Origin of the sequence: Pelagibacterium sp. (genome assembly GCF_035555455.1) — a bacterium.
Lineage (GTDB): Bacteria > Pseudomonadota > Alphaproteobacteria > Rhizobiales > Devosiaceae > Pelagibacterium.
In genome coordinates this window covers 41,529-56,616 of sequence record NZ_DATMGM010000006.1, presented here as the reverse complement: position 1 = coordinate 56,616, position 15,088 = coordinate 41,529, and the positions used below count along the sequence as shown (strand labels likewise).

General features: G+C 62.2%; 15 protein-coding genes. 7 read left to right on the top strand and 8 right to left on the bottom strand.

Annotated features, from left to right (window positions below; genetic code table 11):
• Nucleotides 1–95: 95 nt before the first annotated feature.
• Nucleotides 96–2,480 (bottom strand): ATP-dependent Clp protease ATP-binding subunit ClpA, encoded by a 2,385-nt coding sequence (clpA, locus tag VNS12_RS00900; protein ID WP_325485953.1) that lies wholly within the window; start codon nucleotides 2,478–2,480, stop codon nucleotides 96–98.
• Between the two features lie 12 nt (nucleotides 2,481–2,492).
• A complete protein-coding gene (gene clpS / locus VNS12_RS00895; RefSeq protein WP_325485952.1) occupies nucleotides 2,493–2,849 on the bottom strand; it encodes an ATP-dependent Clp protease adapter ClpS in 357 nt (118 codons plus the stop codon).
• Nucleotides 2,850–3,185: 336 nt separating this feature from the next.
• Here clpS and VNS12_RS00890 point away from each other — a divergent pair, with 336 nt between their 5' ends.
• The 3 genes from VNS12_RS00890 to VNS12_RS00880 all read left to right on the top strand — a co-directional run bounded on the left by VNS12_RS00890 (nucleotide 3,186) and on the right by VNS12_RS00880 (nucleotide 6,060).
• Nucleotides 3,186–4,781: a D-alanyl-D-alanine carboxypeptidase gene (locus VNS12_RS00890; RefSeq protein ID WP_325485951.1), complete on the top strand. Its 1,596-nt coding sequence runs from the start codon at nucleotides 3,186–3,188 to the stop codon at nucleotides 4,779–4,781.
• Between the two features lie 137 nt (nucleotides 4,782–4,918).
• The gene (locus VNS12_RS00885) at nucleotides 4,919–5,200 is read left to right on the top strand and encodes a hypothetical protein (protein ID WP_325485950.1); all 282 of its coding nucleotides are present in this window, start codon (nucleotides 4,919–4,921) and stop codon (nucleotides 5,198–5,200) included.
• An 80-nt stretch (nucleotides 5,201–5,280) separates the two neighbouring features.
• Nucleotides 5,281–6,060, top strand: a complete 780-nt coding sequence (locus VNS12_RS00880) for an SDR family oxidoreductase (RefSeq protein ID WP_325485949.1) — start codon at nucleotides 5,281–5,283, stop codon at nucleotides 6,058–6,060.
• A 15-nt stretch (nucleotides 6,061–6,075) separates the two neighbouring features.
• On the opposite strand, the gene VNS12_RS00875 is transcribed toward VNS12_RS00880, so the two are convergent.
• The 4 genes from VNS12_RS00875 to mgtE all read right to left on the bottom strand — a co-directional run bounded on the left by VNS12_RS00875 (nucleotide 6,076) and on the right by mgtE (nucleotide 9,806).
• Entirely contained in the window at nucleotides 6,076–6,954 is an 879-nt protein-coding gene (locus tag VNS12_RS00875; protein WP_325485948.1) for a division plane positioning ATPase MipZ, read from the bottom strand.
• A gap of 183 nt (nucleotides 6,955–7,137) precedes the next feature.
• Entirely contained in the window at nucleotides 7,138–7,539 is a 402-nt protein-coding gene (locus tag VNS12_RS00870) for a PRC-barrel domain-containing protein (RefSeq protein ID WP_325485947.1), read from the bottom strand.
• Nucleotides 7,540–7,634: 95 nt separating this feature from the next.
• Nucleotides 7,635–8,057: a DUF1489 family protein gene (locus tag VNS12_RS00865; RefSeq protein ID WP_325485946.1), complete on the bottom strand. Its 423-nt coding sequence runs from the start codon at nucleotides 8,055–8,057 to the stop codon at nucleotides 7,635–7,637.
• 339 nt (nucleotides 8,058–8,396) lie between these two features.
• A complete protein-coding gene (gene mgtE / locus VNS12_RS00860; RefSeq protein ID WP_325485945.1) occupies nucleotides 8,397–9,806 on the bottom strand; it encodes a magnesium transporter in 1,410 nt (469 codons plus the stop codon).
• A 176-nt stretch (nucleotides 9,807–9,982) separates the two neighbouring features.
• Between mgtE and VNS12_RS00855 the strand changes: the two genes are divergently transcribed.
• Both VNS12_RS00855 and VNS12_RS00850 read left to right on the top strand, forming a co-directional pair.
• Nucleotides 9,983–10,762 carry a GGDEF domain-containing protein gene (locus tag VNS12_RS00855; RefSeq protein WP_325485944.1) on the top strand — a complete coding sequence of 260 codons (780 nt, stop codon included), beginning with the start codon at nucleotides 9,983–9,985 and terminating at the stop codon, nucleotides 10,760–10,762.
• Between the two features lie 14 nt (nucleotides 10,763–10,776).
• Nucleotides 10,777–11,364 carry a DNA-3-methyladenine glycosylase gene (locus VNS12_RS00850; RefSeq protein ID WP_325485943.1) on the top strand — a complete coding sequence of 196 codons (588 nt, stop codon included), beginning with the start codon at nucleotides 10,777–10,779 and terminating at the stop codon, nucleotides 11,362–11,364.
• 34 nt (nucleotides 11,365–11,398) lie between these two features.
• Here the strand turns inward: VNS12_RS00850 and VNS12_RS00845 are convergent, their stop codons facing one another.
• Complete coding sequence (locus tag VNS12_RS00845; protein WP_325485942.1) at nucleotides 11,399–12,034, bottom strand: L,D-transpeptidase; 636 nt, start codon at nucleotides 12,032–12,034, stop codon at nucleotides 11,399–11,401.
• Nucleotides 12,035–12,399: 365 nt separating this feature from the next.
• Here VNS12_RS00845 and VNS12_RS00840 point away from each other — a divergent pair, with 365 nt between their 5' ends.
• Complete coding sequence (locus tag VNS12_RS00840; RefSeq protein WP_325485941.1) at nucleotides 12,400–12,537, top strand: hypothetical protein; 138 nt, start codon at nucleotides 12,400–12,402, stop codon at nucleotides 12,535–12,537.
• Between the two features lie 132 nt (nucleotides 12,538–12,669).
• The gene (gene ku / locus VNS12_RS00835) at nucleotides 12,670–13,482 is read left to right on the top strand and encodes a non-homologous end joining protein Ku (RefSeq protein WP_325485940.1); all 813 of its coding nucleotides are present in this window, start codon (nucleotides 12,670–12,672) and stop codon (nucleotides 13,480–13,482) included.
• 789 nt (nucleotides 13,483–14,271) lie between these two features.
• On the opposite strand, the gene ku (VNS12_RS00830) is transcribed toward ku (VNS12_RS00835), so the two are convergent.
• Entirely contained in the window at nucleotides 14,272–15,081 is an 810-nt protein-coding gene (gene ku, locus VNS12_RS00830; RefSeq protein WP_325485939.1) for a non-homologous end joining protein Ku, read from the bottom strand.
• Nucleotides 15,082–15,088: the final 7 nt, after the last annotated feature.

The following is a 15,088-nucleotide window of genomic DNA, read 5'->3' as shown; positions in this document are numbered from 1 at the left end:
TGATTTAACATGAGTGAGTTTATCATATTAAATCAGGCCATCGCCAGTGCAAAAGCAATCCGGCGCCCCAGGGGGCGCCGGATAAAATGTCGCAGTCAGGAGTCCTGTTCGGCGCTTTTCGGCTTGGCCTTGCGGGTCGGCTTCTTGCCGCCCTTGGGGCCGGTGATTGCCTTGGGCCGCGCCGGACGCGGTGGCAGGGAGACCAGTTCGAGGCGCGCCTCGCTGCCCTCGCCCACCACGGTGACCTTCACCGAACCGCCCTTTTGCAAGAGACCAAACAGCACTTCCTCGGCCAGCGGCTTCTTGACGTATTCCTGGATCACCCGCGCCAGTGGCCGGGCCCCCATCTTCTCGTCGTAACCGCGCACCGCCAGCCAGTCGGATGCTTCCGGCGTCAGCTCGATGGTGATGCCGCGCTCGGCAAGCTGGCCTTCGAGCTGGAGGATGAACTTCTCCACCACCCGGTTGACCGTCGAAGGCGGCAACGGCGCGAACGAGATGATCGCATCGAGCCGGTTGCGGAACTCCGGCGTGAACATCCGGTTGATCGCTTCCTCATCATCGCCTTCCTGGCGCACCCGACCAAATCCGATCGGCGACTTCGCCAGTTCTGATGCGCCCACGTTCGAGGTCATGATCAGGATGACGTTGCGGAAATCGACCTGCTTGCCCGAATGGTCGGTCAGCTTGCCGTGGTCCATCACCTGCAACAGGATGTTGAACAGGTCCGGATGGGCCTTCTCGATTTCGTCGAGCAGCAGCACCGAATGCGGATGCTGGTCGATGCCGTCGGTCATCAGCCCACCCTGATCGAACCCGACATAGCCCGGAGGCGCGCCGATCAGCCGCGAGACGGTGTGACGCTCCATATATTCGGACATGTCGAAGCGCAGCAGTTCCACGCCCAGCGTATCGGCCAACTGCTTGGCCACTTCGGTCTTGCCCACGCCGGTCGGTCCGGTGAACAGATACGAGCCGATCGGCTTTTCCGGTTCACGCAGCCCGGCCCGCGCCAGCTTGATTGCCGACGCCAGCGCATCGATCGCCTTGTCCTGCCCGAACACCACGCGCTTGAGGTTGGTCTCAAGGCTGCTCAGCAATTCGGTATCGGATTTGGACACCGATTTGGGCGGAATCCGCGCAATGGTGGCCACCGTCGCCTCGATATCCTCAACCCCGATCAGCTTCTTGCGCTTGTCCTCGGCCACCAGCATCTGCCGTGCACCGGTTTCATCGACAACGTCGATGGCCTTGTCGGGCAGCTTTCGGTCGTTGATGTAGCGCGCCGAAAGCTCGACCGCCGCCGTGATCGCATCGTCGGTATATTTGAGCTTGTGGTAGTCCTCATAATAAGGACGCAGACCCTTCATGATCTCGATAGCGTCAGGAATGGTCGGCTCGTTGACGTCGATCTTCTGGAAGCGGCGCACCAGCGCCCGGTCCTTTTCGAAGAACTGGCGATACTCCTTGTAGGTGGTCGAACCGATGCAGCGGATCGCACCCGAAGCCAGCGCGGGCTTGAGCAGGTTCGAGGCATCGAGCGCCCCGCCCGAGGTCGCCCCGGCGCCGATCACCGTGTGGATCTCGTCGATGAACAGGATGACGTTATCCTTCTTTTCAAGCTCCTTCATGATCGCCTTGAGGCGTTCTTCAAAGTCGCCGCGATAGCGGGTGCCGGCCAGCAGCGAGCCCATGTCGAGGGCGTAGATGATCGCCGATTTCAGCACTTCGGGAACGTCGCCTTCCACGATGCGCCGCGCCAGACCTTCGGCGATGGCGGTCTTGCCCACGCCGGGGTCGCCCACATAGAGCGGGTTGTTCTTCGAGCGGCGGCACAACACCTGGATCGTGCGCTCGATTTCGGTCGCGCGCCCGATCAGCGGATCGATCTTGCCCGCCTTGGCCTTGTCGTTGAGGTTGATGCAGAATTCGGCCAGGGCCGAGTTCTGCTGCGCGCCCGTGCCGCCGCCGCGCTCGTGCTCCTCGGTAAAGCCCGAACCACCCTCATCGGCGCCGCGCACCGGGCGTTCCGTCCCGCGCCCGGATTTGGCGATGCCGTGCGAAATGAAATTGACCGCGTCGAGACGCGTCATGTCCTGCTGTTCGAGGAAATAAGCCGCATGGCTTTCGCGCTCGGCAAAGATCGCCACCAGCACGTTGGCCCCGGTGACTTCCTCGCGCCCTGACGACTGGACGTGAATCACCGCGCGCTGAATCACGCGCTGGAACGCCGCCGTTGGCCGGGCGTCCTGGCCGTTGGCCACGATCAGGCTATCGAGTTCCTCGTCGAGGAATTCCTCCAGATCCGAGCGCAGGGCTTCGATATCGACATCGCACCCGGTCAAGACCGCAATGGTGTCGCGGTCGCCGGTCAAGGCGAGCAGAAGGTGTTCGAGCGTCGCAAATTCATGGCTGCGCTCGCGCGCCAGATTCATGGCCTGATGCAGTGATTTTTCCAGACCTCGGGAGAATGAAGGCATCTTGGTCCTATCCTATTGCTTTTCCATCACGCATTGCAGCGGATGCTGATTGCGACGGGCGGCATCCATCACATGGGTGACCTTGGTTTCGGCCACCTCGAACGGATACACACCGCATTCCCCCACACCCTGATTATGGACGTGCAACATGATGCGCGTCGCCTCCTCGCGGGATTTGTTGAACACCTGCTCCAGAATAGCCACGACGAATTCCATCGGCGTGTAATCGTCGTTGAGCAGCAGAACCCGATAGAGACTGGGCTTTTTCGTTTTGGGCCGCGTCTTGGTGGCCACTCCGCTCTGGCCGTCCGCGTCCCGGTCTCCGTCCTCCGGCCCCGCACGGACCGCCGGCGGCACGAAAGACTGCACGCGCGGACCGTTTCCGCCGGGCAGGTCATGTCGAGGAGGAGAGACAAGCTTCTTCACAGATATAGATCCCAGTTCGAGAAGGGCAGGATGGCTCCATTATGTAGGCAAAATCCCGGCCATGTTAAGGGGCGAAAACCGGATCAACGAGCTGTGAACCATCCCCAAAGAAATTTGGCTCAAGTTTTACGCACTTTACCTATTTGTAACCGCATCCCCGGTAACGTCCCGAAAGTCGGGTCGTGCGGCTGCCTTTGGGGGAAAGGCGCCTGCGGCCTCTAGGTTGAGTAAACGGTGCGGCGTTTTTCGTACCGGTCCAGTAAAGAGTTGGAGTATCGGGTGCCGACCCTTCTGCGTATCGATTCCGCGCGCGTCCGTTTTGTACGTTTCGCCCTGGCAATGGTCATCGCCGCCATAGCGGCTGTGACGGTAGCGGCTCCGGCCTCTGCCCAAAGCGTCCCGCGTGCCTTTGCCGGTATCGCCGTCGACGCCAAAACCGGCAATGTCCTCTATCAGGACAAGGCCAACGATCTGCGCTATCCCGCATCGCTGACCAAGGTGATGACCCTCTATATCCTGTTCCAGGAACTTGAGGCTGGCCGTCTCCGGCTCGATAGCAAGCTGTCCGTGTCCGCCCACGCCGCCGCCGCCGTCCCCACCAAACTCTACGTGCAGCGCGGATCGACCATCAAGGTCGAGGACGCCATCAAGGCGCTGGTCACCCTTTCGGCCAATGACGTCGCCCGCGTCATTGGCGAAAACATTTCCGGCACCGAGAGCAAATTCGGCGAGCGCATGACCCAGACAGCCCGTGCGCTGGGCATGACCCGCACCACCTACAAGAACGCCTCTGGCCTTCCCGACAGCGGCCAGGTTACCACGGCGGCGGATCAGGCGACCCTGGCCCGCGCCATTTATCTGCATTTCCCCCACTATTACGAATATTTCCAGACCCGCAGCTTCACCTATGGCGGCAAGACCTACGGCAACCACAACGCCCTGCTCGGCCAGAATGGTGTCGATGGTATCAAGACCGGCTATATCAACGCTTCGGGCTACAATTTGATGACCGCCGCGCGTTCCAACAACCGCCATGTGGTCGTCATCGGCCTCGGTTTCAACACCGGCGCGGCGCGTAACGCCCGGGTCGCCGAACTGGTTCGCACCTATCTGCCCAAGGCGCGCCAGGGCGATTACTGGCGCGAAGCCATGATTCCGCGCCCTGCCCTGCTCGGCAACGGCATCGCGGTCGCATCCGCCGGGGCCGCCGTACCGCTCAATCGCATGCCACCGGCGCGTCCGGTCGCTCTGCTGCCGGTCATCACCCCCGAACAGGCCGCCATGCAGGTCGCTGCCATCGCACCCGCGGCGACGCCTGCTGCACCTGCCCAACCCGAAGTCATTCCCTTCGAGGTCGTATCGGCCACCGATATCCCGACCCGCCCGGGCGACAGCGCACTCGATCAGGCCACCTATGTCGCCACCGGCGTCATGCCTGCCGATCAACCGGTCTATCCCGCCAACGATCCGATTGGCGCCTGGATCGCCGAGACCATGAAGCTCGGCCCCACATCGTCCGACATCGGCACCCTGCAACCCGGACAGGTTCTCGTTCCCCCCGCGCCGATTGCCCGCCCCGCAGGTCTGGCCGTCGATCCCATGAGCACCCAAAGCGCGGCCACCACGCCGGTCGGCGGTTGGGTGGTGCAGGTGGGCGCCGCCAATACCGAGAATGACGCCAACCGTATGCTGAGCGAAGCAACGCAAACCTACGATCATCTGGCCAATCTGCGCGGCTATGTCGAAACCTTCGAGCGCAACGGCACCACGTTCTACCGCGCCCGATTCGCAGGCTTTGCCGACCGCACCCAGGCCCGCACCACCTGCGACGCCCTCTCGGCAGCCTCGATGAACTGCCTGACCGTACAAGGATAACACGCGAGACAGACCCCATCCGGAGCGATCGAGACCATCACGCGACCGCTCCGGGAACCAGACGCTGGAGCGCCCCGTTGCATCAAGGCTCCAAAGAAACCGTCTCCGGCAAATTGGCGCATGTATGGAGTAGCCCAATGAGCGACCTGACCCGCCTTTCCGATCTCGCCCGGTTCGAACCGCGCTCCCCCTTTGCCTCATCCGAGGAAGCCGTTCGCGATGACGCGTTGCGCGCGCTGGCCCGGGGCCTGGAACCGCGCAAGCCAGTTGGTCGCCGCGTCTCCGACATGCTCTCGGTGGTGCTGGCCATCTCGGCCCGAACCCGGCGCATGGTTCTGCCCCGCGTCTCCATCGATGTCGATGTGTTCGGCCCCAATGGCCAACGCGCCCTGCGTATGTATCTGCCTCACCAAGACTGATCCGATCCCGCCGCCCTGCCCTCGGAACGTTGCCGTCCTTGATGCGTTTTCCAGCTAAGTAGCGAGCTTGGAGGTGGCGCATGTCACTGGACGGAAAGATCGCACTGATTACCGGTGGCGGATCGGGACTGGGCAAGGCCAGCGCCCTCAAGCTTGCCGCCGAAGGCGTCGATATCGCGGTGCTGAGCCGCACCCAGAGCCAGGTTGATGCCGTCGCCGCGAAAATCGGCGCCTTAGGCCGCCGCGCCCTGCCCCTGTACGCCGACATTGCCAACCCTGATGAAATGCAGGCCGCCTTCGAGCAGATCGCCGAAACCTTTGGCCGCCTCGATATCGTCTTTGCCAATGCCGGCATCAACGGCACTTGGGCACCCATCGAGGACCTGTCCGTCGCCGACTGGGACCACACCAACGCCATCAACCTGCGTGGCACCTTCCTCACCCTCCATCATGCCATTCCGCTGATGAAGACACGGGGCGGCTCGATCATCATCACCTCGTCGATCAACGGCACCCGCACCTTTACCAGCGCGGGCGCATCCGCCTATGCGACCACCAAGGCCGGCCAGTTGGCCTTTGCGAAAATGGCCGCGCTCGAACTGGCCAAACACCGGATACGCGTCAACGCCATCTGCCCGGGGGCGATCGAAAGCCAGATCGAGGACAACACCAGACGGCACAATGTGGATGAAGCCGAAGTCCCGGCAATCTTTCCCGAAGGCGAAATCCCCCTCACCGATGGCGAGCCGGGCAAGGCCGAGGACATCGCCGATCTGGTGTGCTTCCTCGCCTCCGACGCATCCCGCCACATATCGGGAACCCCCATCTGGATCGATGGCGCGCAATCGCTGCTGGTCTGAAATCCTGGAAAAGGCCTAAACCGGAACGGCCTCGGTCTCGCGATCGGTTTTTTTGCTGCTCTCAGCCCGTGGGCTCTGCGGCTGCAATCCCAGATGCAGCGCGTCCACCAGCTGGCGGTATTCGTGCCGCGCACCGATATGGCTCATGGTGGGCATCCCGCCCAGCATGGCCTCGTCGAGCGGATCGAATACGGTCATGCCGATGGGAAACAGCGAGCGAAAGATCACCCGTTCGGCGATTCCGTCCGCCACCCGGCACCCCACGCGCTGCGAAATGCTCTCCAGCCCGGCCTGCACCAGCCGCGTATTGCGCGAATTGAGCATCGAAATGCGGTTGCGCACCAGCACCCAGTCGATGGTCCGCCCATCGATGGCCATGCGTTCCCGCCGCGCCCGCTGCACCAGCCTGGCGTAATGACTCAGTTCGATCAGCTTGCCGCTCTCGGGATCGGTCTTTGCCAGCACGGCAAGGTCGATCAGGCTGTCATTGAGCGGGGTGATCAGGGTATCGGCCAGCGAATGGGCAATGCGCGACAAATGCGTATCGAAGCCGGGCGTATCGATGATGAGATAATCGACCTCGCCTTCCACTTCGGCCACCGCCTGCCGGAACATCTCGAATTCGAGCCGCGCATTTTCATCGGCGGAATCCGAGCGGGTCTGCGGCAGGTGAAAATGGGTCGGATGCGGGACGGTCAGTCCATGGGCCGCCGCCCAGTCGCGCCGGTTGCGCACATAGGCGGTAAAGGTCTGTTGCCGGCTGTCCGCATCGATGGTGGCGACCCGATAGCCCTCATAGAGCAGATGCACCGCCAGATGGATAGCGGTCGTCGATTTCCCCGATCCGCCCTTCTCGTTCCCAAGCACGATCACATGAGCGTTGGTTCGCTGCATTTACTGTCTCCGCCCCCACACCGCCCCCCGGTCTTTGGTCAAGGATGGGTGCTTCGCACCACAGAAACAAGTGCGAATTTGCCCTCATTGCGCCAGCATAGATTGAATTTTATTTAGATTTTATAAACGAATGGCCGAACGTCTCGTGGCGTCCGGCCTCGTGATTCGTCAGCGCTCGATCCTTCAGATCCAGTACGGCGGCACCCCATAATAGGCGTAGATATCCATGGCGCGCTCCTTGTCTTCCCACGCGAAATCCTCCGAGGATTCGTAGCGGGGCGCGGCGTCGAGGTCTTCCCGGGAAATATCCGTCCGATATCCGCCAAGGCTCTCATCATAGGTCAGTTTGGCCCACGGGATGGGGTAGTGGTCGTCGCCAATGCCCAAAAAGCCCCCGAAGCTGAGCACCGCATAGGCCACCTTGCCGCTGGGCTTGTCGATCATCACCCGCTCGATGCTGCCGATCTTTTCTTCGCCGGGCCCGTAAACCGCTGTCCCTTCCACCTTGTCGCTGCCGATCAGGTTTCCGGTTTCGCGCCGGTCGAGATCGCGGGCGCGCAGTCCGTTGTCTGTTCTGGGGTCCATGGCACATCTCCGTTGCTGGTTGCCCCCAATCAACGGGTCGGCCACCCGGCGGTTCCACGGTTTTAACGCGCGCAATAGCCCTCAGCGATTGGCGGCTACAGCAGCCCCAGTTGCGCCAGTTCCTCGGCCATGCCCTCGGGCGGCTCTTCCTCGCCGGCCCGCGCCAGGTCCGGCGGCGCATCCTTGCTTTCGAGATAGCGCCAGCCCTGAAACGGACGGCGGGGATAGGGAACCGTGCGGATCAGTTCGGGGTCGAGCAGCATGTTGCAGCATTTGCGGCCCTCGGCGTCGGTCGCCGCTTCAAGCCCGACGATCAGCTGTCGGCAGCGCACCGCCCCCGACATCACCCAATACAGCGAGCCCTTGCCGATGATGTCATCGGCGCGCTTGGGCATCATCCGGGTCCGGTGCACGATGAGCCCGTCAGATCGGCCAAGCCCCTGCGCCCGGCGCTGGGCCCGCCACTCGGCCAGCTCCTCGACCGAAGAAATACCGACACAGAGCTTGATGATATGCATGATCGTCCGGGACAAAAGAAAATGGGGTGACCGTTTCCGGGCACCCCATTGTCCTATCCGACTCTGTCTGTCACCGAAAGGCCCTAGGCACCGGCGACAACCGAGACGATGAAACCGAGCGAGATGAGGCAGACGAATGTCCAGCTCGCGGCTCGCCAGCATACGGCCTTGGATTGGCTACGCATGCAAGGCTCCTTGTCCTGTTGCACTCACGGCGGCGGTTCCTTCTTGCGTCACCTGCCACCGATAACGCCTGATTAACGATATGAGCGCCGCTCCGCAAGCCTTTTTTGAGCCACGATTGCGCGATTGCGCCGAAACCGAGGCAGGATTGCATCCTCAAAACAGCCCGAACCACAGTCCCGCCAGCGACAAAAATGCCATGAATCCAATGATATCGGTCAGGGTCATCACAAAGGTCGAGGACGCCACCGCCGGGTCCACTTTGAGCTTTTCCAGCGCCATGGGGATAAGGATGCCGCACCCTCCGGCCACCAGCATATTGAGCACCATGGCCATGCCGATCACGATCCCCAGCGCCACGTTTTCAAACCGCAGCGCGGTGATCGCCCCCAGCAGGACGGCAAAGATCATCCCGTTGGTCAGCCCCACCAGCAATTCGCGCCGGATCAGGCGCCGCGCGTTGTTCTTGTCGAGTTCCTTTTGCGACAGGGCGCGCACCGTCACCGTCATGGTCTGCGTTCCGGCCACCCCGCCCATTGAGGCGACAATGGGCATCAGCACCGCCAGCGCTACCATTTGCTGGATCGTATCATCGAACAGCCCGATCACCACCGACGCAAGCGTTGCCGTCCCGAGGTTGACCAGCAGCCACGTGGCACGGCTGCGCACCACGCCGGGCACCGTGCGCGAAATATCCTCGTCCCCGACCCCGCCGAGCCGGTGGATATCCTCATTGGCTTCTTCATTGATGACGTCGACGATATCGTCGATGGTCAGGATCCCGACCAGCCGCTTGCTTTCATCGACCACCGCCACTTCGATCTCGTCATAGCGCTCGAAGATGTGCGCCGCTTCCTCCTGATCGAGCATGGCATCGATCTGGCGTACCTGCGCCTCCATGATGGCGTCGATGCGCGTCGCCCGCTGCACACGCAGAATGCGGTCGAGCGGGATGGTCCCCAAAAGGTTGAACCCCGGATCGACCACATAGATCTGATAGAATTCGTCCGGCAGATCGTCATTGGTGCGCAGGTAGTCGATGGTCTGCCCCACCGTCCAGAACGGCGGAATGGCAATGAATTCGGTCTGCATCCGCCGCCCGGCGGAATCCTCGGGAAAATCGAGGCTGCGCTTGAGCGAAAGCCGCTCGAAGGCCGGCATCTGTTCCAGAATTTCATTGCGGTCGTCTTCTTCGAGGTCTTCGAGAATATAGACCGCGTCGTCACTGTCGAGATCGGCCATGCCGCGCGCGATCTGCGCATTGGGCAATTCGTCCATCAATTCGATACGAACGGATTCATCGACTTCGGTGAGGGCCAGAAAGTCGAAGGCGTCGCCCAGCAGCAGAACCAGCTGCACCCGCTCATCAGGAGCCAGCGCCTCGATCACATCGCCGGTTTCCGACTCATGCAGCGGCGCAATCCGCGCCCGCAGCGCCTCGGTGTCGCTGGCTTCAAGTTCGGCCCGCAGCGCGTCGGTCCAATCGCGCCGCAACTGCCCATCGGCGTCATAAATGCTCTCGAAAGACGGGTCCGTCACCGGGGCGGCGGATGCTTGTGATTCCATCGCAACTCTCGTTCCCTGTCGGTTGCCGACTCGTCGGCCAAACCGAATTTTGCCTACAATATCCGGGGTGTCATTTCCACAACCCTGATGGTGGGGCCTACGCAATTTTGCCCAGGCTTAAATAAGCCACCCCTTATCCGACCAGCGCGCACCATCATGCCCACAAGGAGGCAGGCATGAAGACGGCGCATTCTGCACAGGGCTGGGTGACCATCATGGCCTGGACGCTGCTGGGCCCGTTGTTCTGCGTGCTGGTCGCCGTGGTCTATAACAGCGTGACGTTTGCCCGGTTCACCGCCGATGTTCGCAGCGAGGCGTTTTCCGCCGCCATCGTCGTGCCGCTCGGCCTTGCCACGCCGTTCTTTTTCTATTTTTCCCTCAAGCTGCGCGAACTGGCCTCGGTCAACCGGTCGCTGGGCGTCCTCGCCGCCACCGATGGCCTCACCCGCTGCCTCAATCGCGGAGCCTTCACCGCCCTCGTAAAAGCCCGACTCAACGCCCTGGTTCCCCAAGGCAGCACCATCTGCGGCGCACTACTGGTCATCGACGCCGACAGGTTCAAGGACGTCAATGATCGCTTTGGCCACCACAATGGCGACGTTGCGCTTACCCTGATTGCCCGCGCCATCCGCTCCTCGGTCCGCACCGGCGACACCGTTGGGCGGCTCGGCGGCGAGGAATTCGGCGTCTTTTTGCCGGGCGTCGACCGGCTCGGCGCACAAATCGTCGCCGAACGACTGCGGAGCTCCGTCGAAACCATTCCCTTCGTCGCCGATGGACTTGCCCACCGCCTCACCGTCAGCGTCGGGGGCGTAGTCTTTGAAAACCGCGCCCAGTTCGAAGAGTTGTTCCAACAGGCCGATGAGCGCCTCTACGCTGCCAAGCGCGAGGGCCGCAACACCGTTCGCCTCGCCGGCATCTCTCCCACGATCGGCTTTGCAATCGCCGACGCCTGAGCTATCAGCGTGGCATGGCCCAGCCTGCCCCTGCGTTTGAGCGTTATTTCGACGATGATGTCGTTGCCGTCGCCCGCCGGCTTGTCGGCGCGATGCTGCTGGTCGATGGCGTCGGCGGCCGGATCGTCGAAACCGAGGCTTATGCCCCAAATGAAGCGGCGTCCCACAGTTTTCGTGGCCCCACCAAACGCAACCGCGCCATGTTCGGCCCGCCGGGCACCGTCTATGTCTATCGCATCTACGGCATCCACTGGTGTCTCAATTTCGTCTGCCGTCCCGGTCACGCGGTGCTGATCCGCGCGCTGGTGCCCACGCAAGGGCTCGACCTGATGGCGGCCCGGCGCGGCCTGGACGATCCGCGCCTGCTCTGTGCCGGGCCCGGTCGTCTCAGCCAGGCCCTTGCTGTCGACGCCCGCCTCGATGGCACCGACCTTGGCACCGCACCCTTCAGCTTTGCTCCCGCGCCGGTCGAGGGCCCGCTCGTCACCGGTCCCCGCATTGGCATCACCAAGGCCGTTGACCTGCCCTGGCGCTTCGGCGTGCCCAACAGCAAATTCCTCAGCCGCCCCTTCAAAACAGAACGGCCCCTCACCGCGAAGTGAAAGGCCGTTTCAAAGACTCCGTGATCGCCGCGTCTTACGCTTGGATGACGTAAACCTGCGCGCCCGATTTCACGCGCTCATAGAGATCAACGACATCGTGATTGATCAGTCTGATACACCCGGACGACATCGCCAGCCCGATCGATTGGGGCTGATTGGTGCCATGGATGCGGAACATGGTGTCGTTGCCGTTGCGATAGAGATACAGCGCCCGCGCTCCCAGCGGATTGTTGGGACCGCCCGGCACACCGTTGCGGTAGGGTCCGTTCAATTCCGGGTCGCGCCGCAGCATGTTGGCGGTCGGCGTCCAGCTCGGCCATTCGGCCTTGCGCCCGATATAGGCATTGCCGCGCAAGGCCAGCCCTTCGCGCCCCACGCCAACGCCGTAGCGTATGGCGCGCCCCTCGCCCAGCACGTAGTACAAGTACCGCTCCGGTGTATCGATCACCACCGATCCCTTGGGATGACGGGTGTCATACGCAACTTCCTGCCGGCGCAGATGCGGCTGGATCAGCCTTGCATTCAGCCCGGGAAGCGGGAATTTCTCATCGGCGACCGGACCATACGCGCTCACCATGGAAACTGTCGACGTGGTGGGGCGTGTGGTTGTGGAACACGCGGCCAGCAGAAGCGGAAGGCCCACAAGGAACCCGCGGCGGCTCATACTCATCGTTCGCTACCCAAGCAGTGGAATCAACAACGCACCGAAGATTAACCATAAGAGTTAAAACTTCTCTCACCATAATTTCGCCATCTGCGGCTGCGCCTCGGTTTTCTCCCACGTCGCCGGTCCACCGCTGCAATTGTGCAACACTTTGGACCGGCACCCGGGGCCACGCCCGCGCCCCCTGACACTATAGCCGCCTGTCCTCGGCACCGACTAACCTGTGAGATACGGACTTGTCCGAGGAACCCGCGAAAATCCTGCCTTCCGCGCGCACCGGGTCCGATGTGATGGAACGACGGCTTCTGTCTGGTGTTTTCCGGCCAGATGGACGAACGGTTCGGCCATCAGTGATGGTGGAGCAATAAGCTATGCCCAATAACCAGACCCCCCGTGATCACGACGACAAGAAACGCGAAACCCAGACCGGAAAGAGCGCCGGCGGCCACAGCCAGACGCAAAAATCCGCGTCCGGACACGAACGCACCGACAAGGATCACAAGCGCTAAGAGCGTTTCGATTGCATTTCGCTGTTTTGAGCACCGGCCCGGGGCGTTCCCCGGGTCGGCCTGCTTCCAGCCTTTCCGGGAACACCCGGCCCCCTCCGGCGTTTGCATGAGACCGGCTTTCGGAGGCGCAAGGTGGCAACGCGACCCTATTGGAAGGGCTATCTCAAACTTTCCCTCGTCACCTGTGCCGTGACGCTGTCGCCTGCCGTCACCTCCAGCGCGAAGGTGCGCTTCCACACCCTCAACCGCAAAACCGGCGACCGCATCGCCAGCCGTTATGTCGATGCCGTCTCGGGCAAGATCGTCAAGGATGCCGACCAGACCAAGGGTTATGAGCGGGCCGAAGACGACTATGTGATTTTGGAAGACGACGACCTCGATGCGGTCCAGCTCGAAAGCACCCGCACCATCGACATTGGCGAATTTGTTCCGTCCGACGCCGTCGAGTGGGTCTATTACGATAGCCCTTACTTCGTTGTGCCCGCCGATGAGGTCGGCGAAGAGGCGTTTTCGGTCATCCGCGAAGCCATGGCGCAAAGCGATGTGGTGGGAATTTCCCGCCTCGTCCTTGGAAATCGCGAGCGCGCCGTCATGCTCCAGCCCTGGGATGCGGGCATCATCTTGTGGACCCTGCGCTTCGGCGATGAGGTGCGCGACGAAACCGATTATTTCAAGGAGGTTCCCGACGACAAGCCGGACGCCAAACTGCTCAAGATGGTGGAACGTCTCGTCGCCTCACGCACCGTGCCCTGGTCGGAGTCCATGGTCCGCGACCCGGTTCAGGATCGGCTGCTGGACATCATCAAATCCAAAAAGCCAAAGAAATCCAAAACCGCCCCGCCCGCCGACACCCCTGCCCCCCAAGCGGCCAGCAATGTCATCGACCTGATGTCCGCCCTCAAAAAAAGCCTCGAAGAAAAGGGCAAGGACAAACCAAAACGCTAACTGAGCCCCTTTCAGCCTTCGCCTCCGCCCGCGCCTCCGGAGCGGAGCGGAACTGAGCCTAAGGCCCAGGCGCCGCCACACGAGCCCCCTTCTCTCCTTGAGGGACTTCGAGGCGATGGCGCAGCCACAAATCGCTCCAGTGGAGCGATTTGAGACGAAGAAGGCCGGGGATGAGGGGTGCGCTGAGCTTCAATAGACACCCCTGAAGATACTGAAGCCCGGGTCTTCGCGCAGGATGACCAATAACGATAGACTATTGCCCGCAGCCGCCCCCACCCACCTCTGTCATCCCGGACTTGGTTCGGGATCCAGTAACCGGCAGCGAGACTGTTTCCTACAGATGGCATGCGCCCCCGAAACACCTGCACACCCCTCATCCGACCGCTTCGCGGCCACCTTCTCCCTCAAGGGGAGAAGGGAAGAAAGCGCAGGCGCTGCCACACGCAGCCTCCTCCTCCGCAAGCAGCAGGGGCTATGCGCTGAGCTGAGCTTAAGGCCCAAGCGCCGCCACATGAGCCCCCTTCTCCCCTTGAGGGACTTCGAGGCGACGGCGCAGCCACAAATCGCTCCAGTGGAGCGATTTGAGACGAAGAAGGGCTGGGGATGAGGGGTGCGCTGAGCCTCAATAAGCACCCCTGAGCATACTGGATCCCGGACCTTCGCTCAGGATGACCAAGAACGATAGACTATTGCCCACAGCCGGCCCCACCCACCCCCGTCATCCCGGACTTGATCCGGGATCCAGTACACTCCGAGCTTCCGGCCAGTCTCCATGCCCAGCCACCCTCCTCACCCCGCCTTCTTCCGCCCGCCACCGCCGTCGCCCTTTCCCCCTGCGCTCATCCGCAACGCCTCCAGAAGATCGTTCTTCTTGGTCGGCTCCGGCCTGCGCAGCGGGATGACTTTGCGCCCTTCGATCTTGGCCTTCACCAGGTCCGCCAGCGCCGCCTCGTAACGATCGTCGAATGTCTCCGGCGCGAAGGTGCCTGCCTTGGTCCGCAGGATGTGCTGCGCCAGTTCCAGCATTTCCGGATCGATCCTGCTCTTGGCAATGCCCTCGAACGCCTCTTTGGCCGAACGCACCTCATAATCGAAGTTAAGCGTCGTCGCGATCAGCCCCTTGCCATGCGCGCGGATCAGCACCGCGCGCACCCGCCGGAACAGCACCGCATGGGCGATGGCGGCGGCTTTGCGCTTTTGCAGCGCATCCCGGATGAGCACGAACGTCTCCTGCGCCACCTCATCGGAGGGCAAAAGGTAGTACGGCTTGTCGAAATAGGTCGGCTCGATGGCCTTGCAGTCGATAAATTCTTCTATCGCCAGCGTCTTGTCGCTTTCAGGAACCACCGCGGCGACTTCATCCGGTTCGAGAATTACATATTTGCCGGCGCCGGTTTCATAGCCCTTGACTTGATCCTCGCGCTCGACGGACTTCCCGCTCTTGGCGTCCACATAAAGGCGGCGCAGCCGATGGCCCGTCCTGCGGTTGATCATATGCAGCGCGATGCGTTCGGACGTGGACGCCGCGGTGTACATCGCCACCGGACACACCACCTCCGCTACCCTGATCGAACCCTTCCACACTGCCCGTGGCGCCACCGCGTCT

What these genes read in the sequence shown, in the direction of transcription:
- clpA (WP_325485953.1), bottom strand. Translation starts at nt 2,480, where the DNA reads ATGCCTTCATTCTCCCGAGGTCTGGAAAAATCACTGCATCAGGCCATG.
- VNS12_RS00885 (WP_325485950.1), top strand. Translation starts at nt 4,919, where the DNA reads ATGAGCGACCTGACCCGCCTTTCCGATCTCGCCCGGTTCGAACCGCGC.
- VNS12_RS00880 (WP_325485949.1), top strand. Translation starts at nt 5,281, where the DNA reads ATGTCACTGGACGGAAAGATCGCACTGATTACCGGTGGCGGATCGGGA.
- VNS12_RS00875 (WP_325485948.1), bottom strand. Translation starts at nt 6,954, where the DNA reads ATGCAGCGAACCAACGCTCATGTGATCGTGCTTGGGAACGAGAAGGGC.
- VNS12_RS00870 (WP_325485947.1), bottom strand. Translation starts at nt 7,539, where the DNA reads ATGGACCCCAGAACAGACAACGGACTGCGCGCCCGCGATCTCGACCGG.
- VNS12_RS00865 (WP_325485946.1), bottom strand. Translation starts at nt 8,057, where the DNA reads ATGCATATCATCAAGCTCTGTGTCGGTATTTCTTCGGTCGAGGAGCTG.
- mgtE (WP_325485945.1), bottom strand. Translation starts at nt 9,806, where the DNA reads ATGGAATCACAAGCATCCGCCGCCCCGGTGACGGACCCGTCTTTCGAG.
- VNS12_RS00855 (WP_325485944.1), top strand. Translation starts at nt 9,983, where the DNA reads ATGAAGACGGCGCATTCTGCACAGGGCTGGGTGACCATCATGGCCTGG.
- VNS12_RS00850 (WP_325485943.1), top strand. Translation starts at nt 10,777, where the DNA reads ATGGCCCAGCCTGCCCCTGCGTTTGAGCGTTATTTCGACGATGATGTC.
- VNS12_RS00845 (WP_325485942.1), bottom strand. Translation starts at nt 12,034, where the DNA reads ATGAGTATGAGCCGCCGCGGGTTCCTTGTGGGCCTTCCGCTTCTGCTG.
- VNS12_RS00840 (WP_325485941.1), top strand. Translation starts at nt 12,400, where the DNA reads ATGCCCAATAACCAGACCCCCCGTGATCACGACGACAAGAAACGCGAA.